Below are 20,827 nucleotides of genomic sequence, written 5' to 3' on the forward strand. Positions count from 1 at the left end.
TGCGGTTAACAATCTGGAGGTCCGGGTGTCGCGTCGCGTCGTTGGCGTCACGCTGGACAACCTGGAGCACCTGTCCAAGCACGGGCGGACTTGCGTGTTCTGGGAGCTGGCGCCGCACCTCAAGGAGCAGGCCGAGGAGTTCGGGGACACCGAGTTCGAGAAGGAGGCCTGGGTCTCCAGCGTGCTGCTGGAGTGGGGCTCCTGCGGTCGCCTCATCTACTGCGACGGCATCCCCGCCGGTTCGGTCTTCTACGCTCCCCCGGCCGCGGTCCCCCGCTCCCTGGCGTTCCCGACGTCCCCGGTGAGCCCGGACGCGGTGCTGATGACCTCGCTGGAGGTGCTGCCGGAGTTCCGAGGCGGCGGCCTCGCGAGGGTCTTGGTGCAGGGCGTGGCGAAGGACCTGACCCGGCGCGGCGTGAAGGCGATCGAGGCCTTCGGCGACAACCAGCCCTCCGAGGACAAGCCGTCCTGCGTCACCCCGGCCGACTTCCTGCTCCAGGTGGGCTTCAAGACCGTCCGCCCCCACCCGCGCTGGCCGAGGCTCAGGCTGGAGCTGCGCAGCGCGTCGTCGTGGAAGGAAGACGTCGAGGCGGCCCTGGAGCGCCTGCTGAACACCGTCACGGTCACCACGGCGGAACCGAGCTTCCGTCCCGCCTGAGGGGCGCTCAGGCGGTCGGAACGGGCTCGTGGCCCGCGCGGTCGCCCCGCAACACCACCTGTCGACGACGAAGGCCCCGGTTTCACGTGAAACCGGGGCCTTCGCCGTCAGTGCTCGGGCGGGCCTCAGCCCGCCTGCGGGGTCACCTCGTGGCGGACCAGGTCGGCCAGGGAGAAGGTGCCCGTCGGCTGGTCGTTCTTGCCCAGCAGGTACAGGCGCTTCACCGCCACCAGCACGCCCTCGGCCACCACGTCGCGGAACGCCGGGTTCATCAGGCGCTCGCGGTCGCCCGCGTTGGTCAGGTAGCCCATCTCCACGCGGACCGCCGTGCAGCGGGTCATCCGCAGCATGTCCCACGACTTCGGGTGGGTGCCGCAGTCCTGCATCCCGGTGCGCGCCACGATCTCGCGCTGGATGAAGCCCGCCAGGCCCTCGCCGACCGTGGACGACGTGCCGTTGCCGGTGCCGTAGTGGAAGCTCGCCACGCCCGACGCGTGCGGGGACCGGTTCGCGTCCAGGTGCAGCGACAGGATCAGGTCGGCGCCCGCGTCGTTCGCGAACCTCGCCCGCTCGCTCTCGTCCGGGTTGTTGTTCGGGCCCCTGGTCAGCAGGGCCTCCATGCCGGTGGCGGCCATCTTGCCCTCCAGCAGGCGCGCCAGGTCCAGCATCAGGTCGGCCTCGGCGACGCCGTCGACCACCACGCCGCGGTCGTCACCGCCGTGACCGGGGTCGATGATGATGCGCTTGCCGGACAGCCTCGGGCCCGCCCTGCGCACCCGCTCCTGCTCGCGCAGGAACACCGGCCTGCCGCCGCGCACCTTCGGCTGGAGCTGGCGCAGCGCGCGCACCGTGTCCGGGCCGCACATGCCGTCCACGACCAGGCCGTAGTCGCTCTGGAAGCTGCGCAGGGCCTGCTCGGTCTGCTGGCCGAACTCGCCGTTCGCGCGACCGGCGTCGTAGCCCAGCTCCAGCAACCGCTCCTGGAGGGTCAGCACGTCGTCGCCGGTCACCGGCTGGGCGATCAGGAACGCCAGCGGGCGGTCGCCGAGCCGGTAGTTCGCGTCGCGCAGCGCGCGGTACGTGGCCGGACCGACCAGGCCGTCGGTGATGAGGCCGCGCTGCTGCTGGAAGGTGCGCACCGCGTGTTCCACCGACAGGTCGAACACCCGGGACGCGTGCGGATCGGTCAGCAGACCCAGCTTGGTGAGGGTGGCCCTGACCTCGGCCACGTCCTGGCCGACATCGCCGCGGCGGAGTAGCAGCATTCACCCCTCGCTCACTACGGGCGTCGACTACGGGCCGACGCTAGACATATCGCCCTATTGTGCCCCTGCCACAGCGGCGGACTCACCCAGGGCTAGCGGGAAACCCACACGGGCCACACGAACGTGGCCCGTCCGCCTTATCGAAAGGCGGACGGGCCACGTAACAGGCCTGCGCCCAGTGGGCGTCAGATGTGTCTCAGAGAACGTCGGCGAGGTCGTTCAGCAGAGCGGCCTTCGGCTTGGCGCCCACGATCTGCTTCACGGCGCGACCGCCCTGGAACAGGATCAGGGTGGGCACCGACATGATCTGGTAGTCGCGGGCGATGCCGGGGTTGGCGTCGATGTCCAGCTTCGCGACGGTGATCTTGTCGGAGTGCTCGGCCGCGATCTCCTCCAGCACCGGGGCGACCATCTTGCACGGGCCGCACCAGGTCGCCCAGAAGTCGACCAGGACGGGCTTCTCGCTGGTCAGCACGTCGTCGGCGAAGGTCTTGTCGGACACGACCACGGTCGAGCCTGCCATTGTTCTCTCCTCAGGGTGGGGTGGGGTCAGCCGGTGGTGGCGGGCTCGCCGTAGCCGCCGCCGACGTGCTCGGCGGTGACGGCGGCCTCGCCTGCGCCGTGCTCGGCCAGCCAGCGCTCGGCGTCGATCGCGGCCGAGCAGCCGGAGCCCGCGGCGGTGATGGCCTGGCGGTAGGTGTGGTCCACCAGGTCACCGGCGGCGAACACGCCGTCGACGTTGGTGTAGGTGCTGTGCGGCTTGACCTTGACGTAGCCCTCGTCGTCCACGTCGACCTGGCCGCGCACCAGGGCGCTGCGCGGGTCGTGGCCGATCGCCAGGAAGAAGCCGGTGAACGGGTGCTCGGCGGTCTCACCGGTCGTGGTGTCGCGGATCTTCAGCCCGGAGACCGCGCCGCCCGTCCCGACGACCTCGGTCACCTCGGAGTTGAGCAGCCACTTGATCTTCTCGTTGGCGCGGGCGCGCTCCAGCATGATCCGCGAGGCGCGGAACTCCTCGCGCCGGTGGATGATCGTCACCGAGCGGGCGAACCTCGTCAGGAAGGTGGCCTCCTCCATCGCGGAGTCGCCACCGCCCAGCACCGCGATGTCCTGGTCGCGGAAGAAGAAGCCGTCGCAGGTCGCGCAGGCCGAGACGCCGCGCCCGAGCAGCTCCTGCTCGCCGGGGACGTTCAGGTAGCGCGCGGCGGCGCCCATCGCCAGCACGACGGCCTTGGCGGCGTAGCGCGTGCCGTTGGCGGTGACGTACTTGACGTCCCCGTCCAGCTCCAGCGCGTCGACGTCCTCGGCCCGCAGCTCGGCGCCGAACCGCTTCGCCTGCTCCCGCATCTGCTCCATGAGGTCGGGCCCCATGATGCCGTCCCGGAAACCGGGGAAGTTCTCCACCTCGGTCGTGGTCATCAGCGCGCCGCCGTACTGCGAGCCCTCGAACACCAGCGGTTCGAGCTGCGCGCGGGCAGCGTAGACCGCCGCGGTGTAACCGGCGGGCCCTGATCCCACGATGATCAGGTTCCGAACGTCCGACACCCTACGACCTCCGTTTGACGCGACAGGCGTGCATCGTGCTCAACGGATCGTAGGGCGCGGTAATTCCGGTGCGGCGCAGTGAGGTCGACAACGGGCCCCGGTGTCGACCGAGCTGACGCAGCGCGTTCGCGCGTGCCCGGTGCGTGACGGGGTGGAGCGAGGGCTCACGGGGCGATGAGGGCAAAAAAGAAACCCGGCCCACGAGGGGCCGGGCGAACATGGGACGAATGATAGCCGACGTGAATCCGGCTAGTCAAACACTGCCGGTCACCAACCCGGTGGCGGCTTGTAACGGCCGGCGGGGTCGGGCAATTGGTGCGCGGTGTAGTCGTCGGCCTCCAGAGTCCGCCACCAGTGCGGACCGGCACCCACGTCCGCCCCGGAGTGGGTGGACAGCGCGCCCGCCGTGTACCCGCTGCCGGGGTTCACCAGACCGACCGGCACCCGCTTCCACGCCTCGTTGACCGGCATGTGGAGGTCGCTGTCGTTGCTGACCACCACGACCGCGTCCACCACGTCGGTGAGCATGTCGACGAGCAGGTGCGTGGCGACGTTGACGTCGGAGCCCTTCTCCTCGAACGTCGCCACCGACGCCAAGAACACCGCGTCGTCGGCCGGTTCGCCCTTTACCTTGACCTTGATCGGCCCTGAGGGGTTCAGCAGCACCGGTGTGCGCCGGTGCTTACCGCTGCCACCCCGCTCCACGGCCAGCGGCCGCGTGATCACCTTGTTGATGTAGTTCCCGTACTCGATGTAGTCCACGCTCTTCGCGGCCAGCAGGGCCTTCAGGTACACGTCCTGGTCCTGCGCGCCCGACGCGTTGTACGCGGCGCTGATCCGCGCGGTGCAGTACACGAGCCGCTCGATCCTGGCGCCGGGCCAGAGCTCGGCCTGCTCGGCGACCACCGAGTCGAACAGCGCCCGCACGTCCAACCAGCGCCACCCGGCCTCGCCCCGACCACAGCGCTTGCGCCCGCCGTAGTAGAGGTTGTAGCCGTCGACGTAAACACCCACACGCATGGCCCGACCGTATCGAGCTCACTACCTCAAGTGATCAGTTTTAACTATGAGTCACCGAAAATCCCGCTTTGGGTGCTCCGACCGCCACCATCGGGCCCCAATTCAGAACTAGCGGTTGATCACCTCGTCGGCCAGCACGCCCTCCGGGTTGGTCGGGCCGCAGGTCTTCGGGTCCAGCACGACCACGCGCCACGAACCCGGCTTGCCCGCCGTCAGGATCGACATGACCGCGTCCCTGCCGTCCAGCTTCACCGGTGCGAAGCCCACCGGCTTCGACGTGACGCCGCCGCCCGCCAGGCACTGCTCCAGCTTCTCCGGGCTCTCCAGCTGCCCGTAGTCCTTCGCCGCCAGCACCTCGCCGAACACCGGGCCGAAGTTGCCGCCCTCCACCTCCGGCACCCCCGGAGAGGTCGACGTGGGGGCCGCGCTCGGCTGGCCGACGACGTTGTCACCCGGTCCTGCGGGCTGCGGCACCACGACCACGGCGACGCCCACCACGGCGGCTGCGGCGGTCAGCAGGCCTGCTCCCCAGCCGAGGCGCTTGCGCCTGCGCGCGGCCAGGTCCACCACGTTCGACGGCGGGTGCGCGGCCGACTGCGGGGCCGCCGGTGCGGCGAAAGCCGGGAGCTGCCGTTGCGCGGGGTAACCCGCCTCGGGGAAAGCGGTGGCGCTCGGGGCCTGCTGCGGGATGCCCGGTGCGCCGACCTGCGCAACGCGGGTCCGCTGTTCGGCGGCGATCGCGTCATCCAGTCGGGCGGCCAGGTCTTCAGGCATCCGGGGGACGGGGAGGTTGCTCAGCGCACCCAGGTCGCTCAGCGTGGCGTCGAGCGCGGCGAGGATCTCCTGGGCTTCGGCGTCGTCGGCGATGCGCTCGCGGAGCTCGTTCTCCTCCTCGGCTGTGAGGGCGCCGGCGTGCAGGTCCGCCAGTAGATCGACGGACCACGGCGGCCCCGGACGCCGCACATTGCCGGTCATCGTTCCTCCCACTGACGTTGCTGCTTGACACCATCACCTGGGACGTTCGCACTTGCACTCTGGTTCCGGAGGTGCCCCAGAACTTTGGCCAGCTTGGCCCTGCCCCTGGCGCACCGCGACTTCACCGTCCCCTCGGCGATGCCGAGCAACCGCGCGGTCTCGGCCACCGAGTACCCCTCCACGTCCACCAGGACGATCGGGGCGCGCTGCTCCTCGGGCAACTCGTTCAGCGCAGCCTGGACCACCAACCGGGTTTCCCGTTCACTCATCGCGTCACGCGGAGCAACCGGCTCGCCGGGGCCTGCCTCGGGCAGCGGCACGGTCGGCCTTGTTTGTCGCCGCCGCAACCGGTCGAGGCAGGCGTTCACGACTATTCGGTGCAGCCAGGTCGTGACCTGCGACTCGGCCCGGAACCCGGCGGCGGCCCTGAACGCCGAGATGAACGCCTCCTGGAGCGCGTCGGCGGCCTCGTCCGGGTCGCGCAACGTCCGCAGCGCGACCGCCCACATCCGATCCCGGTGGCGTTTGACCAGCTCGGAGAAGGCGTGCGGGTCACCCGCGGCGTGAGCCGAGATGAGTTCGGCGTCCGAGCTGGCTGCGGCGGTCACGCGGGAGAGCGTATCGGCTCACCGGCGTGCTACCGCCAGTGCGGGTCCGGAATCCCGCCGCCCTCGAAGGCCCCTGACGGCCGAACGGCGGGTCCCCCACAAGTGGGGACCCGCCGTCCGGGAAGAGCCGTCGAGCGTCCTACTGGGCCCGCACGTACACCACCTCGGCGATCTCGGACTGGCTGCCCTTGTCGTGCTCGGCCAGCTTCGTCACCCACACCAGCAGGTGCTGCGAGGCCTCGTGCTCGCCCAGCTGCACCTGCGTCTGCCCGGCCGCCAGCGTGGCCTGGGCGATCACCTTGGTCTCCTCCAGCGGCGCGTCGTTGGACGGCGCCGTCCGGATCTCCACGACCGTGCCCGCGCTCGGCGACGTCACCGACACCGACGCCATCCGCAGCGGCTCCGCGAACGACGCCATCAACCCGATGCCGGGCTTCACCGCCGGGAACGGCTGCGCGTACTCCTCGGTCTGCCACACCGTGGTCGGGTTGTTGTCCACGGCCCGGTTGGCCCGGTTCGGGTTGTCCGGCGCGTTCATCACGTCGTACACGCCCACCGACGCGGGCTGCACCGGCTCGGCGGGCACCGGGGCCTCCGGCTGGCCCGGCTGGGACGACTGGCCGACCACCACGGTCGGCCCGCTGCCCTTGGACGTGTCGGTGCTGAAGAAGCTGACGATCTGGAAGCCCAGCCACCCGATGACCGCGAGCGTCAGCAGCGCCAGCACGCCGACGCTGATCATCAGCTTCCGGTTGTGCTCCCGCCCGGCGACGGGCCGCTGGGTCGTCCACACGACCCCGTCGTCCTTGCCGCCGCCGACCGGCTCGATCATCGCCGTCTGCGCCTCGGACCGGGAGATCTGGTCCAGCACCTGCAGGATCGCCGCGCTGGTCCGGATGCCGCCCGGCGTGTCCTGGAGGCTCCGCACGGCCACCGACGACAGCTCGTGCGGTAGGTGCGGGTTCAGCGCGCTCGGCGCGACCGGCGAGCCGTCCTGACCGGTCGCGGCCGGTCGGTAGCCCTCGGGGGCGCCCGGCAGCGGCCACCGCGCCGTCAGCAGCAGGTACAGCAGGGCGCCGAGGCCCCGCACGTCGTCGCGCGCGATCGCCTCCGGCCTGGGGCCGGGGAACGCCAGCCGCAGCCTGCCCTCCGGGGTGACCCGGACGCGCTGCGGGTGGTCCGCGCCGAGCACGAGGCCCGCGTGGTGCGCGCCCTCGACGGCCGCCGCCAGGTGCTCGACCAGCGTGGTCGTCGCGCCCGCGCTCAGCGCGCCGCCCGCCAGCAGCTCCACCAGGTCGGTGCCCTGGGTCCAGTCGGCCACGATGATCGCGAGGATGCCCTCGGTGAACTTCACGCCGTTGCCGGGCGTGAGCACCTCCATCACCCGAGCGACACCGGGGTGGGTGAAGCTGGACGCGTGCATGGCCCGCTCGGCGGTCCGCTTCGCGCGCGTGGCCGCCGCGTGGTCGGTGTGGATCCCGACCAGCACGGTGAGCGCCACGTCGCGGCCCAGCTGACCGTCCCGCGCGTGCCAGAGCTGCGCGTCGCACCGGTTGTCCCGCCCGCACAGCGCCAGCAGCCGGTACCTGCCGTCGCCGATGACCCCGCCGGGAACCAACGGGGTGCTGTGGGCCTGACCGCCGCTCACGCTGCCGAGGGTACGGGACGTGGCGGTCGCTCCGCGTTCACCGGCGACGCACCAGACGGATCACCTTGTCGAGCACGGGCTTGACCTCGGGCACCCGGAACAGCGCCATCAGGCCGAAGCTCAGCGGCAGTCCGACGACCGTCTGGACCACCAGCTCGCACGCGGCCCTGGGAACGGGGTTCTCCAGGCCCAGCAGGGCGACCAGGCCCCACGCCAGCGCGGTGGCGATGGCGAACGCGATCGCCGACGCCACCAGGGACAGGCACACCGTCCACACCGTGTAGCCGGTGCGCAGCCTGCCCAGCCGCACCCGCAGCCACAGCTGGCCCACCAGGCTGCCCACCACGAAGCTCAGCGACATCGCGATGGACACGCCCGCCGCCAGCTTGTCCGGGGGCGAGATCGCCAGGAACGCGTACAGCAGCCCGATCCGGACCAGGACGATGACGCCCTGGATGATCGTCGGCGTCCGCGCGTCCTTGAGCGCGTAGAACACCCGCAGCTGGAGCAGCGTGATCGCGTACGGCACCAGGCCGAACGCGGACAGCGCCAGCGCCGTGCCGACCCGCTCGCCGCCCTCCAGCCCGGACGCGCCGTGCGAGAACACCGCGACGCCGATCGACACGCCCGCGACCGTCATCAGCGCGCTGAACGGCATGAGCATGATCGCCGACATCCGGTTGCCCAGCGACAGGTCGCCGACCAGGGACTGGGTGTCGTTCTCGGCCGCCGCCCGGCTCATCTTGGGCATCAGCGCGGTCAGCAGCGACACGCCCAGCACGCCGTACGGCACCTGCGCGACGAGCCACTGGAAGTTGTACGCGGTCAGCGCGCCCGTGCCGTTCATGGCGACGCGGGTCAGCACGATCATGCTGACGAAGCCGAGGCCCACGTACAGCAGCACCCAGAACGCCAGCCCGCCGAACTCGGCGAGCCTGCGGTCCCAGCCCCACCGCCAGCGGAACTTGAAGCCGGTCCGCTTCATCGCGGGCAGCAGCACCGACGCCTGCACCGCGACGCCGAGCATCGTGCCGAGGCCCAGGATCAGCAGCTTCGGCTCGCCCATCCGCACCGGGTCCAGCGTGATCTCGCCGGGGACCAGCGCGTAGACCGCCAGGGTCACGATCACCACGACGTTGTTCAGCACCGGGGCCCAGGTGGGCAGGCCGAACACGTTCTTGGTGTTCAGGATCGCGCCCAGCAGCGCCGACAGGCCGTAGAACACGATGCCGGGCAGCACCAGGTAGGCGAACGCGGTGACCAGCTCGGGCTTGGCCTGGTCCGCGTCGCCGACGAACAGCGCCGTCAGCAGCGGGGCGCAGGCGAGCGCGATGATCGTGCCGATGCCCAGCAGCGTCACCGCCATGGTGACCAGCCACTGCGCGTAGGACTCCCCGCCGTCGGGGTCCTCCTTCTCGGCGCGCACCAGCATCGGGATGGCCACGCTGGTGAGCACGCCGCCGAGCAGCAGCTCGTTGATCATCGTGGGCAGCGTGGTCGCCGCCTGGTACGAGTCGTTCAGCGCGCCCGAGCCGATGATCGTGATGAGCATCAGCTTGGACAGCAGGCCGGAGGCGCGGCTGACGATCGTGGCGACGGCCATCGAGCCGCTGGCCTGCGCCAGCGACGGCTCTTGCTTGGACTGCTCTTGTGCTGTGGTGGGTCCGCTCAACTCGCGCTCGACTTCTCCGGCGTCGCCGGCATCTGGTCCTCGTGCTGGATCTCGTCCGCCACCCTGGCGGCAGCGGCCTTCGACGCCCGCACCCGCCGGTAGATCCGGCGTCCGGACAGCAGGACGAGCAGGGCCGCCGCCGCGCCCGTGATGACGATGGTGATGGTCCCGTAGGAGTTGGAGGAGACCTCCAGCCGGGCCCGGTCGCCCAGCTCGACGCCGTTCGGCGTGGTCAGCCGCACGTGCACGCTGAACTTGCCGAACCGCAGCGCCTCCAGCGGCACCATGACCTGCCGGGCGCCGCGCGCGGGCAGCACCAGGTCCGGCATCTGCGTCACGGACACGCCGGGCACGTCCTCGACGACGACCCGCACCGTGATGCGCACGTCCAGCTTGTTGGAGATGTTCACCGGGATCGGGCTGTTGTCCGAGCCGAGCAGGATCGGGCTGGCCGGCTCCGCCACGGTGACCTGGGACTCCAGGCCGTCGATGCGGTCGAGCCCGACGGACAGCGCCCGCCGGGCCGCCGCCTCGTCGCCGCGCCACGCCCCGGAGGCCGCGCGCAGCAGCGCCAGCCGCAGCGGGGCCACCAGGTCCTCGGGCGTGGCGGCTGCGGCGTCCTGCTGGCTCATCGAGGAGGCGATGTCCTGCACGCCGCGCCACGCCCGCGCCAGCTCGGCGGTCACCACCGGGGACACCTCGGCGGCGCCCGCCTCCACCGGGTAGCTCAGCGCCGCGCTCTGCCCGGAGGGGGTGGTGTCGAGCAGCGACTCCAGGCCGACCGGCTTGGCGTAGCCGCTGGACACCAGCGACTTCATCGTCTGCAGGAACATGGTGATCTCACCCTCGGGCGCGTTCCAGCGCCGGGGCGGCGCGACCACCACGTTCTGGCCGTTGCCCTGGAACCCGGTGCGGAACGCCAGCGCCGCGAGCGCGTTCTGCACCGACACGGCCTGCTCGGTGCCCGCCGTGGTGGCGCCCGCGATCAGGCTGGTCGTGCCCACCAGCGCGTCGGACACCATCGTGTCGACGCGGGCGGCCGAGGCCTTCTTGTCGCCGCCGACGGTCACCGGGCCGGTGCCCGTCGTGCCCGCGACGGCCTGCTGCTCCAGCACGAGCCCGGTGACGCCCTGGCCGGTCAGCCGGTCGAGGGTGGCCTGGTCGAGGACGCCGTCCTCGGGCCACACCACGCCCTGCAGCGGCTTCTGGGACTCCAGCACGTCGCCGACCACCCGCGCGCCCTCGGTCAGCGCGTTCGAGGCCAGGTCGCCGAGCCCGGCGCGGCTGAGCGCCACCAGGTCGGCGTCCGCGTCGGCCAGCGCGACCACGCACTTGCCGGACACCTGCCTGCGCAGCTGGTCCAGCCACAGCTTGGCGTCCTCGCCGCCCTTGCCCGCGCCCTGGCCGCGCACCTGGTAGCCCTGGGACATGACCTTGACGGTGCGCAGCAGGTCGGGGTCGACGGCCAGGCAGACCGAACCGGCCAGCTCGCCGTCGAGCGCCGACTTGTAGCCCTCCAGCAGGCCGTACAGCCTGCCGCCGCGCGCGAGCGAGGCCGCCAGCTCGTCGTCCGTCAGCACCGACTTGTCACCGGGGAGCTGCTCGACCACGCGCGGCCGGTCGGCCAGCGGCCACAGCAGCGTCAGCTGCGAGCCGCCGCCGGGCGCGTTCTGCGTCGTGCCGCCGGGGACGGTCAGCACCGGCAGCAGCGTGCTCAGCGCGGCCAGCCGCGCCCGCCCGCCGAAGTCCGGGGTGCCGTTGATGTTGGCCAGCACCGGGTAGATGCCGGGCTCGTCGACCCGCAGCGACTTGGGGTCGTCGCCGTGCAGCGGCACGGTCAGGGTGAAGTCCTTGCTCTCGCCGCGCTCCAGCTTGTCGGCGATCTTGGTGAACAGCGGCTGCTCGACCTCGGAGTCCCCGCCCTCGCGCAGCGCCGTGCGAACTTCCTCCTCCTTGGTCAGCGCGTTGCCGCGCTCCAACCTCAGGTCGATGTCGCGCAGCAGGCGGTCACCCACGTTGGTGATCTTGCCGCTGATCGTGACCGAGTCGCTGCTGCCCGCCATCACCACGCGCGGGCTGAGCTGCTCGACGTCGAGCCTGAGGAAGATCTGCGGCTGCGGACCTTGCTTCGACACCGCCCGCGTGGCCCAGACCTGGGTCGCGGGTGGTGGTTCTCCGATGGTGCTGCGGGCTTCCGCCTCCGGGGCGTCGGCGCTCGCCGCGGGCGCGGCAGCCGCACCAGCGACGAGCAGCGTCGACGCCGCGGCCAGCACGGACAGCAGCCGTTTCACGCCGACTCCGCTCCATCCAGGTCAACGCCGAACTCGGCGAGCAGTTCGGCGGCGCGGCGCACCAGGCGCCGCTCGTCCGCGTAGGCGAGCCGTTCGTCCAGTTCGCCAAGGGGCACCCACGCCACCTCGGTGACCTCCACGTCTTCGTCGGAAAGGTCGCCGCCCAGCGCTTCGAGGAGGAAGTGGTGGACGGTCTTGTGGACCCTGCGGTCCTCGGCTGCGAACCAGTAGTCGATCGAGCCGAGCGGCCGCATTACCCTGCTATGAATACCGGTTTCCTCCCGGACCTCTCGCACCGCGGTCCGCTCCGGGGTCTCACCAGGCTCTATGTGTCCCTTCGGGAGCGACCAGAGGAGCCTGCCGCGCCGATCGAGCCGCCCGATGACGGCCGCGAGGCCTCGGGTGACGTCCACCACGAGCCCTCCCGCGGACGTCTCGTCCACCGACTTCAACCGCCGACCGCGCCGCCGGGGCCTGCGCCTCGGGGCCGGTCCGCCGGTGCCGCCGGAGGACTGGGACATGGCCCTGATGGTAGTGCGCGGGCGTCGCCACGGGCCGTCTGCCGATCATCGCCGGCGGTAACCGCTTTGCCAGGGCGGATACGCTGACTCTTCGTGTCTGGAACGAACGTGTCCGCCGCGCAGGACAATGCCATCGTGGAGCTGCTCAGCACCTTCCCCGTGGCCGACGAGCTCGCCGCCCGCTTCGCCGACGCGGGGCACCGGTTGTACCTCGTCGGCGGGAGCGTGCGCGACGCGCTGCTCGGGAGGTCGGCCGGGGACGACTTCGACCTGGACTTCACCACCGACGCCCGGCCGGAGCAGATCCAGCGGCTGCTGTCCGGCTGGGCGGACGCGCTGTGGGACACCGGGATCGCGTTCGGCACGGTCGGCGCGACCAAGCACGGCCGGACCGTCGAGGTCACGACCTTCCGCGCGGACGCCTACGACGGGGTGACCCGCAACCCCGAGGTGACCTTCGGCGACACCGTCGAGGGCGACCTGGTCCGGCGCGACTTCACGGTCAACGCGATGGCGTACGACCTGGTCGGCCGGGAGCTGGTCGACCCGACCGGCGGTCGCGAGGCGCTCGCCGCGATGGTGCTCGACACGCCCGCGACGCCGCAGCAGTCGTTCGGCGACGACCCGCTGCGGATGCTGCGCGCGGCCCGGTTCGTGTCGCAGCTCGGCTTCACGCCCGCCGACCGGGTGGTCGAGGCGATGACCGCCATGGCGGGCGAGCTGGCGCGGATCACGCCGGAGCGGGTGCAGCAGGAGCTGTCGAAGCTGCTGTGCGGCGCGCACCCCAGGCGCGGCGTCGAGCTGTTCGAGTCCACCGGGCTCGCGGCCGAGGTGCTGCCCGAGCTGCCCGCGATGCGGCTGGAGATCGACGAGCACCACCAGCACAAGGACGTGTTCGACCACTCGCTGGTCGTGCTCCAGCAGGCGATCGACCTGGAGGACGAGGACAACTCCCCCGACCTGGTGCTGCGGCTCGCGGCGCTGCTGCACGACATCGGCAAGCCGGGGACGCGGCGGTTCGAGTCCGGCGGCGGCGTCTCGTTCCACCACCACGAGGTGCTCGGCGCGAAGATGGTGCGCAAGCGCTTGCGGGCCCTGCGGTACTCCAAGGAGGTCGTGGAGGAGGTCGCCCAGCTGGTGTACCTCCACCTGCGGTTCCACGGGTACGGCAACGGCGAGTGGACCGACTCGGCGGTGCGCCGCTACGCGACCGACGCGGGCCCGCTGCTGAGCAGGCTGCACAAGCTCGTGCGGGCCGACTGCACCACGCGCAACAAGCGCAAGGCGAACGCGCTCCAGCGCACCTACGACGGCCTGGAGGAGCGGATCGACCGGCTGGCCGCCGAGGAGGACCTGCGCCGGGTGCGGCCGGACCTGGACGGCAACGAGATCATGCGGCTGCTCGGGCTGCCGCCGGGTCCGCAGGTCGGGCGGGCCTGGAAGTTCCTCAAGGAGCTGCGGCTGGACCGGGGGCCGCTGGACCGCGACGAGGCCGAGGTGGAGCTGCTGGCCTGGGCGCGCGCCGAGGGCGTCGGGTCGGCGGGCGTCGGGTCGGCGGGCGCGGGGTCGGCGGGAGCAGCCGGGGCGTCCGGTGGGGCGGCGGCCGAGGGGTTGCCCGAAGGGGCTGACTCCGAGGGCGCGTCCGACGCCGAATCGCGGTAACGGGCTGGTCAGGGCGCTGCGACCGGGAGGTGGTCCGATCCGGACGACCACCCGGAGTGACCAATTTGCTGCGAAGTGTTAGCGAAGTGGCTACCGGTTGCGAGAGCATGACCCTGTGTGCGTCCGACGCGCACGGGGGGTGATGACGCATGAACGCCTGGGGACTGTCCGCCACTCGCGGCACCCGGCTGCCCGACCTCGAACTGCTCGACGACCGGCAGCGGGCCGTGCTGCGCTGCCTGGCCAGGGGGTTGGCCGACCACGAGATCGCCGGTGTGCTCCAGCTGACCAGCAGGCAGGTCGGCGGGGAGGTGGCGGAGATCCTGCGCAGGCTCAACCTGCGCGACCGGATCTCCGCCGTCGTCTTCGCCCACGAGGCCGGGATGATCCGGATGCCGCTGCCGCTACCGCGCTGAACCGCCGCCCGGCCGGGTGAGCAGCAGGTGGCCGAGCGCGCCGATCGGCAGGACCAGCGCGGCGGCCAGCACCAGGCCGGGCGAGCGGCCGTCCGGCGCGACCAGCGCGGCGGCCACCGACACGGCGACGACCTGGGTGACGTTGAAGAGGGTGTCGTAGAGCGCGAACACCCGACCGCGCACCTCGTCGCCGACCTCGGCCTGCACGGCCGCGTCCGCGCACAGCTTCACGACCTGGCCAGCGAAGGTCAGCGGGAGCGCCGCCGCGATCACGGTGGGCAGCAGCATCGGCAGCCCGAGCCCGAGCTGGGTGAGGGCGGCCAGCCCGAGCGCGCCCAGCACGACCCGCGTGCGGCCGAACGCGCCCACGAGCCGGTCGGTGACCAGGCCCGCGAGCAGGACGCCCGCGCCCCCGCAGGCGGCGACCTGGCCGAGCCCGGCCAGCCCGGCGCGGAACGGGCCCTGGTCGGTGAACGAGTTGCGCATCAGCAGCAGCGTGACCACCAGCGACATCCCGAACGCCATCCGGTGCGCCAGCAGGGCGACCAGCGCGGCTGTGACGTTTTTGCATGCGGAGGCCTGGTCACGCGCAGGGAAAGGCGTCCTGCGCGCGACCACCGCTCCGCATGCTGGTGTGACATTTCCGCATGCAGAGGCCTGGTCACGCGCAGGGAAAAACGTCCTGCGCGCGACCACCGCTCCGCACGCGGGATCGGGCCCCAGTGCGCCCCGCGCGAACCCGGCGGCCAGCAAGGCGGCCAGCAGGGAGCCCGTCGCCGCGACGGCGGTGGTCCAGGCCGACCCGCCGTCACCCGCGCCGAGCGCCTCGCGCAGCAGCACCGCCGTGGCCGCGCCCAGCACGGCGGTCACCGAGCCCGCCGTGGTGGCGACCGCGTTGGCCTCGACCAGGTGCGCGCGGGGGACGACGTGCGGCAGCGAGGCGGACAGCCCCGATCCGGTGAACCTGCTGACCCCGGTGACCAGGAGCGCCGCCACGAACAGCGGGACCCCGGCCAGCCCCGCGCCCACGGCCGAGGCGGTGAGCAGCACGAACAGCGCCCTGAGCAGCGCGGCGGTCACGAGCACGCGCCGCCGGTCCCAGCGGTCGAGCAGCGCGCCCGCGAACGGCCCGAGCACCGAGTACGGCAGCAGCAGGACGGCGAACCCGGCCGCGATGGCACCCGGCTCGGCCTCCCGCTCGGGGTTGAACAGCACGGCCCCGGCCAGGCCCGCCTGGAACAGGCCGTCACCCCACTGGGCGGCGAGGCGGGTGGCGAGGAGCCGCCGGAAGCCGGGGGCGGCGAGGAGCCTGCGCGCCCCGAGGTGGCGCACCCCCGCGTCGGCGCTGGTCACGGACCGAGGGTAGGCCGGGCGGACGGCTCGCGACGGGTGAGCGGCGCGCCTGGGGAGCAGCCGCGTCGCACGGGGGCTCCGGAGCGCCGGGCGCCGAGGTCCGGGGGCCCGACCGGCCGCGCCGCGCGGGGGTCTCGCACCGCTTCGCCACGCGGGCGGTTCTGGGATCATGGGGCCCGTGGGTGCTGATGCCGAGGTCGAACCGGGGTCGCTGCTGGTCGCGGCGCCGACCCTGAACGACTCGAACTTCCGCCGTACGGTCGTCTACGTCATCGACCACCGCGGCGAGGGCTCACTGGGGGTCGTGCTGAACCGGCCCTCCGAAGTGGCCGTGCACGACGTCCTTCCCGCCTGGGGGCCGCACGTGTCGCGCCCGCAGGCGGTGTTCATCGGCGGGCCGGTCGAGCAGAAGACCGCGCTCTGCCTGGCGGCGCTGCGCCCCGGCGAGGACCACCGCGCGCTGGACGGCGTGGTCGGCGTGCACGGGCCGGTCGCGCTGGTCGACCTGGACTCGGAGCCCGAGTCGCTGCTCCCCCGCGTGCGCGGCCTGCGGGTGTTCGCCGGGTACGCGGGCTGGGGCGAGGGGCAGCTGGAGGGCGAGGTGGAGCGGGAGGACTGGATCGTGGTGCCCGGTCTGCCCGACGACGTGCTGTCGCCGCCGGGCGTCGACCTGTGGGGTCGGGTGCTGCGCCGCCAGGGGATGCCGACGGCGCTGCTCGCCACCTACCCCGAGGACGTCCGCCGCAACTGAGCGGACCGCGCGGATGGGGCGCTCAGGCCCTGGTCAGGACGCTGCAACCGCCACCGGCGCACGCGCAGCCACCGCACCCGGCGGCGGGCTCGGGCTCCGGGACGGCCTCGGCCGCGCGGTGGCCGAGCACCCCGCCTGCCGCGCCGATGCCGATCGCGCCGACGAGCCCGACCAGGCCGACGACCAGCGCGGTCTCCGGGGCGACGAGCGCGGCGATCCCGGCCAGCACGGCGACGGCGGCGGCGACCAGGTTCGGCACACCGGCCACCCGGTTGGCGAGGGCGAACGTCTCGTCGTCGCGCAGCGACGCCTTCGAGCGCACTCCCAGGAAGCGGTTGCGGGGCAGGGTGCCGCGCAGGCCCAGGACCCCAGCCGCACCGAGCGGCAGGCCAACCAGGAGCAGCACCACGAACAGGACGATGTTCACGCAGACGAGGGTAGGCGCGCCGCACGCGATCCACAGCGCCGCCCCGTGCTCGTCACCACCGGACGTGGTATCGCACTGATCACAGCCGTCGCCACCCACCGCGTTGATCAGCGGTGATCCGGTCACCCAACGCTACGAAGTTGCGCGGCGCTGCTACCGTTGAGCCATGAGCACGGCGCGCCTGCTCCTTAGCAAGCCGCGCTGACCGGTCGACTCCTGGTCCGCGCGGCAACCCCTCATGCCTGTCATCGGCTGGGGGGTTTCGTCATGTCAGGGGCAGGGATAGGGAGAGGGAACTCCGATGAGCACGGAAGCGGCGGCTGACACGCCCGCCTACCGCTACACGGCGGCGCTGGCGAACGAGATCGAGCAGCGGTGGCAGCGGCGCTGGGAGGAGCGCGGCACCTTCCACGCGCCGAACCCGGCCGGTCAGCTCGAGGGCGAGGTCCCCGCCGACAAGCTGTTCGTGCAGGACATGTTCCCGTACCCGTCCGGCGCGGGCCTGCACGTCGGCCACCCGCTGGGCTTCATCGGCACGGACGTGTACGCGCGGTACCACCGGATGACCGGCCGGAACGTGCTGCACACGATGGGCTTCGACGCGTTCGGCCTGCCCGCCGAGCAGTACGCGGTGCGCACCGGCCAGCACCCGCGCGAGACCACCAAGGCCAACATCGAGACCTACCTGCGCCAGATCCGCAGGCTGGGCCTGGGCCACGACGAGCGCCGCCGCATCTCCACGATCGACCCGGACTACTACCGCTGGACCCAGTGGATCTTCCTGCAGATCTACAACTCCTGGTTCGACGCGGACGCGAAGAAGGCCAGGCCGATCGCGGAGCTGGTCGAGCGGTTCAAGACCGGTGAGCGCGCCACCCCGGACGGCCGCCCGTGGGCCGAGCTGTCCGGGGCCGAGCAGCAGAAGGTCCTGGGCGAGCACCGCCTGGCCTACCTGTCCGAGGCCCCGGTGAACTGGTGCCCCGGCCTGGGCACGGTGCTGGCCAACGAGGAGGTCACCTCCGACGGCCGCAGCGAGCGCGGCAACTTCCCGGTGTTCCGCCGCAACCTGCGCCAGTGGATGATGCGGATCACCGCCTACTCGGACCGCCTGGTCGACGACCTGGACCGGCTGGACTGGCCGGAGAAGGTCAAGTCCATGCAGCGGAACTGGATCGGCCGCTCCCACGGCGCGCGGGTCCGGTTCGAGGTGCGGGCGGGCGAGGGCGCGGCGGGGACCGACGAGCGGATCGAGGTCTTCACGACCCGCCCCGACACCCTGTTCGGCGCCACCTACGTCGTGCTGGCCCCCGAGCACCCGCTGGTCGACGCGATCGCCTCCCCCGCGCAGGCGGGCGCGATCGCCGCCTACCGCGCCGAGGTGGCCCGCAAGTCCGAGCTGGACCGGCAGGAGAGCAAGGAGAAGACCGGCGTCGCCACCGGCGCGGTCGCGGTCAACCCGGTCAACGGCGCCGAGCTGCCGGTCTACGTCGCCGACTACGTGCTGATGGGCTACGGCACCGGCGCGATCATGGCGGTGCCCGGCCAGGACCAGCGCGACTGGGACTTCGCCAAGGCGTTCGACCTGCCGATCATCCGCACCGTCCAGCCCACCGAGGGCTTCGAGGGCGAGGCGTTCACCGGCGTCGGCCCCGCGATCAACTCCGGCTTCCTGGACGGCATGGACGTCGCCGAGGCCAAGAAGGCGATCATCGCCTGGCTGGAGGAGCGCGGCGCGGGCGAGGGCACCGTGCAGTACAAGCTGCGCGACTGGCTGTTCTCCCGGCAGCGGTACTGGGGCGAGCCCTTCCCGATCGTCTACGACGAGGACGGCACCCCGATCGCGCTGCCCGAGTCGCACCTGCCGGTCGTGCTGCCCGAGGTGGACGACTACTCGCCGCGCACCTTCGAGCCGGACGACGCGAACTCCGAGCCGTCCCCGCCGCTGACCCGCGCGCAGGAGTGGGTCGAGGTCGAGCTGGACCTGGGCGACGGGCCCAAGCGGTACCGCCGCGAGACCAACACCATGCCCAACTGGGCCGGTTCCTGCTGGTACCAGCTGCGCTACGTCGACCCGACCGAGCCGGGCCGGTTCGTGGACGCCGAGAACGAGAAGTACTGGCTGGGCCCGCGCCCGGCCGAGCACGGCGCGAACGACCCCGGCGGCGTCGACCTGTACATCGGCGGCGTCGAGCACGCGGTGCTGCACCTGCTGTACTCGCGGTTCTGGCAGAAGGTGCTGTTCGACCTGGGCCACGTGTCCGGCGACGAGCCGTACCGCAGGCTGTTCAACCAGGGCTACATCGAGGCGTACGCGTACACCGACGCGCGCGGCGCGTACGTGGCCGCCGAGGAGGTCGTGGAGAAGGACGGCAAGTTCTTCCACGACGGCGCCGAGGTCTCCCGCGAGTACGGGAAGATGGGCAAGAGCCTGAAGAACGTCGTCACGCCGGACGAGATGTGCGCCAACTACGGCGCCGACACGTTCCGGGTGTACGAGATGTCGATGGGCCCGATGGACGTGTCGCGGCCGTGGGCGACCAAGGACGTCGTGGGCGCGCAGCGGTTCCTGCAGCGGCTGTGGCGCAACCTGGTCGACGAGGACAGCGGCGAGCTGCGGGTGGCCGACGTCGAGCCGTCCGAGGACGCGCTGCGGCTGCTGCACAAGACCATCGCGGGCGTGCACGACGACTACGCGAACCTGCGCTACAACACGGCGGTCGCGAAGCTGATCGAGCTGAACAACCACATCACCAAGCACTACCCGGCGGGTGCCCCGAGGGCGCTGGCCGGTCCGGCCGTGCAGCTGCTGGCGCCGCTGGCGCCGCACGTGGCCGAGGAGCTGTGGGAGCGGCTGGGCGGCGGCGGCGAGTCGCTGGCGCACGGGCCGTTCCCGGTGGCCGAGGAGCGGTACCTGGTGGAGGACACCGTCCTGTACCCGGTGCAGGTGGGCGGCAAGGTCAAGGCGCGGGTGACCGTGCCCGCGTCCGCCTCGCCGGACGAGGTCAAGGCCGCCGCGCTGGGCGACCCGGCGGTGGCGGCGCTGCTGACCGGCGAGCCGAGGAAGGTCATCGTGGTGCCGGGCAGGCTGGTCAACATCGTGCTGTGACGCGCTGCGCCGCGACGCGCGGCTGAGCACCGGTGGCGGGGGCCCGAAGGTTCCCCGCCACCGCTGTTCTCGGGGGTCGGTCAGCCCCGGAGCCCCAGCTCGCCGAGCAGCTGGGCGAGCATCTGGTCGTACATCTCCTCCGGGTTGGTCACCGCGAACGGGAACCGCCCGAACACCTCCAGCGCCACGTGCCCGTAGATCCGCACCCAGGCCTGGAGGATGTGGAAGATCGCCGCCTGGTCGAGGGTCCGCTCGTCCACGCGCACGCCGCGCGCCGCGATCTGGTTGATCAGCACCTGCTGGTACAGCGCGAGGTCGGCGTGCATCACCGGGGACACGCCCGCGGGCACCTCGTCGGGGAACGGGTGGCTGGCCACCAGCCTGGCCGCGATCTCCAGGAACACCCGGCCGAACCGGTCCCGCACCTGCTCCTCGGGCTCCGCGCCCTCCCGGCCCGCCACGTAGTCGCCGTCCGTCGAGGCGAACACCAGCGAGAACTCCTGCGGGTGGTCGAGCGCCCACCGGCGGAAGCCCCGGCACACCAGGTACACCTGCTGGTCGATCGGCGCGGTGTCCGGCACCTCCGCGAGCAGGGCGCCGAGCGTGTTCTCCAGGTCCTCGCAGATGCCCTCGCACAGCCGGGCGAGCAGCGCCTCGCGCGAGTCGTAGTAGCGGTACAGCGCGGGCGCGGTGATCCCCAGTTCACGTGCGATGGCACGGAGAGTTACCGAATCGCGGCCCTTCTCGGTGAGAAGCGCGCGAGCCTGGGTAAGGATGTCGCGTTCGGTCTCCGCGCGTAGCCGTTCTCGGCGAGTGGCTTCGCTCATGTGTCACTCCATCGAGTTGTGAACGGTGTTCACCGCGCGTACGGTCGGGCTCGGTCATCCGGTGAACAGTGTTTACGAAGTT

At 72.0% G+C, this 20,827-nt stretch carries 18 protein-coding genes; 5 read left to right on the forward strand and 13 right to left on the reverse strand.

The window, feature by feature from the left end; translation table 11 throughout:
* The first annotated feature begins 25 nt into the window (after positions 1–25).
* Positions 26–658 (forward strand): GNAT family N-acetyltransferase, encoded by a 633-nt coding sequence (locus LV78_RS07445; RefSeq protein WP_253843976.1) that lies wholly within the window; start codon positions 26–28, stop codon positions 656–658.
* A 125-nt stretch (positions 659–783) separates the two neighbouring features.
* Here LV78_RS07445 and LV78_RS07450 read toward each other — a convergent pair whose 3' ends face one another.
* From LV78_RS07450 to LV78_RS07495, 10 genes are all read right to left on the reverse strand, one after another.
* Complete coding sequence (locus LV78_RS07450; protein WP_253843977.1) at positions 784–1,923, reverse strand: N-acetylmuramoyl-L-alanine amidase; 1,140 nt, start codon at positions 1,921–1,923, stop codon at positions 784–786.
* 196 nt (positions 1,924–2,119) lie between these two features.
* Positions 2,120–2,446 (reverse strand): thioredoxin, encoded by a 327-nt coding sequence (gene trxA / locus LV78_RS07455; RefSeq protein ID WP_253843978.1) that lies wholly within the window; start codon positions 2,444–2,446, stop codon positions 2,120–2,122.
* Between the two features lie 26 nt (positions 2,447–2,472).
* Entirely contained in the window at positions 2,473–3,468 is a 996-nt protein-coding gene (gene trxB, locus LV78_RS07460; protein ID WP_253843979.1) for a thioredoxin-disulfide reductase, read from the reverse strand.
* Between the two features lie 267 nt (positions 3,469–3,735).
* Positions 3,736–4,488, reverse strand: coding sequence for a PIN domain-containing protein (locus LV78_RS07465; RefSeq protein WP_253843980.1), 753 nt, complete (start codon positions 4,486–4,488; stop codon positions 3,736–3,738).
* 108 nt (positions 4,489–4,596) lie between these two features.
* On the reverse strand, positions 4,597–5,463 hold the full coding sequence (locus LV78_RS07470; RefSeq protein ID WP_253843981.1) for an anti-sigma factor family protein: 867 nt from the start codon (positions 5,461–5,463) through the stop codon (positions 4,597–4,599).
* Positions 5,460–6,071 carry an RNA polymerase sigma factor SigM gene (gene sigM / locus LV78_RS07475; RefSeq protein WP_015805751.1) on the reverse strand — a complete coding sequence of 204 codons (612 nt, stop codon included), beginning with the start codon at positions 6,069–6,071 and terminating at the stop codon, positions 5,460–5,462. Before sigM ends, LV78_RS07470 begins: the two co-directional genes overlap by 4 nt.
* 139 nt (positions 6,072–6,210) lie before the next feature.
* The gene (locus LV78_RS07480; protein WP_253843982.1) at positions 6,211–7,719 is read right to left on the reverse strand and encodes a protein kinase family protein; all 1,509 of its coding nucleotides are present in this window, start codon (positions 7,717–7,719) and stop codon (positions 6,211–6,213) included.
* A 37-nt stretch (positions 7,720–7,756) separates the two neighbouring features.
* Complete coding sequence (murJ, locus tag LV78_RS07485) at positions 7,757–9,391, reverse strand: murein biosynthesis integral membrane protein MurJ (RefSeq protein ID WP_253843983.1); 1,635 nt, start codon at positions 9,389–9,391, stop codon at positions 7,757–7,759.
* Positions 9,388–11,682, reverse strand: coding sequence for a DUF6049 family protein (locus tag LV78_RS07490; RefSeq protein ID WP_253843984.1), 2,295 nt, complete (start codon positions 11,680–11,682; stop codon positions 9,388–9,390). Before LV78_RS07490 ends, murJ begins: the two co-directional genes overlap by 4 nt.
* The gene (locus LV78_RS07495) at positions 11,679–12,203 is read right to left on the reverse strand and encodes an NUDIX hydrolase (RefSeq protein ID WP_253843985.1); all 525 of its coding nucleotides are present in this window, start codon (positions 12,201–12,203) and stop codon (positions 11,679–11,681) included. The genes LV78_RS07490 and LV78_RS07495 overlap by 4 nt, the downstream gene beginning before the upstream one ends.
* 93 nt (positions 12,204–12,296) lie before the next feature.
* Between LV78_RS07495 and LV78_RS07500 the strand changes: the two genes are divergently transcribed.
* Together LV78_RS07500 and LV78_RS07505 are read left to right on the forward strand one after the other, a co-directional pair.
* Entirely contained in the window at positions 12,297–13,865 is a 1,569-nt protein-coding gene (locus LV78_RS07500) for a CCA tRNA nucleotidyltransferase (RefSeq protein ID WP_253843986.1), read from the forward strand.
* Positions 13,866–14,014: 149 nt separating this feature from the next.
* Positions 14,015–14,281, forward strand: a complete 267-nt coding sequence (locus LV78_RS07505; RefSeq protein ID WP_253843987.1) for a response regulator transcription factor — start codon at positions 14,015–14,017, stop codon at positions 14,279–14,281.
* Here LV78_RS07505 and LV78_RS07510 read toward each other — a convergent pair.
* Positions 14,270–15,634: an MFS transporter gene (locus LV78_RS07510; protein WP_253843988.1), complete on the reverse strand. Its 1,365-nt coding sequence runs from the start codon at positions 15,632–15,634 to the stop codon at positions 14,270–14,272. The two genes, LV78_RS07505 and LV78_RS07510, sit on opposite strands and share 12 nt — an antisense overlap.
* A 169-nt stretch (positions 15,635–15,803) precedes the next feature.
* Between LV78_RS07510 and LV78_RS07515 the strand changes: the two genes are divergently transcribed.
* Positions 15,804–16,385 carry a YqgE/AlgH family protein gene (locus LV78_RS07515; protein ID WP_253843989.1) on the forward strand — a complete coding sequence of 194 codons (582 nt, stop codon included), beginning with the start codon at positions 15,804–15,806 and terminating at the stop codon, positions 16,383–16,385.
* A gap of 22 nt (positions 16,386–16,407) precedes the next feature.
* On the opposite strand, the gene LV78_RS07520 is transcribed toward LV78_RS07515, so the two are convergent.
* Entirely contained in the window at positions 16,408–16,812 is a 405-nt protein-coding gene (locus LV78_RS07520; RefSeq protein WP_253843990.1) for an SdpI family protein, read from the reverse strand.
* A 301-nt stretch (positions 16,813–17,113) separates the two neighbouring features.
* Here LV78_RS07520 and leuS point away from each other — a divergent pair, with 301 nt between their 5' ends.
* A complete protein-coding gene (gene leuS / locus LV78_RS07525; protein WP_253843991.1) occupies positions 17,114–19,918 on the forward strand; it encodes a leucine--tRNA ligase in 2,805 nt (934 codons plus the stop codon).
* A gap of 80 nt (positions 19,919–19,998) precedes the next feature.
* On the opposite strand, the gene LV78_RS07530 is transcribed toward leuS, so the two are convergent.
* Positions 19,999–20,745: a TetR/AcrR family transcriptional regulator gene (locus tag LV78_RS07530; protein WP_253843992.1), complete on the reverse strand. Its 747-nt coding sequence runs from the start codon at positions 20,743–20,745 to the stop codon at positions 19,999–20,001.
* Positions 20,746–20,827: the final 82 nt, after the last annotated feature.

It is taken from the genome of Actinosynnema pretiosum, from assembly GCF_024171695.1.
Taxonomy (GTDB): domain Bacteria; phylum Actinomycetota; class Actinomycetes; order Mycobacteriales; family Pseudonocardiaceae; genus Actinosynnema; species Actinosynnema pretiosum.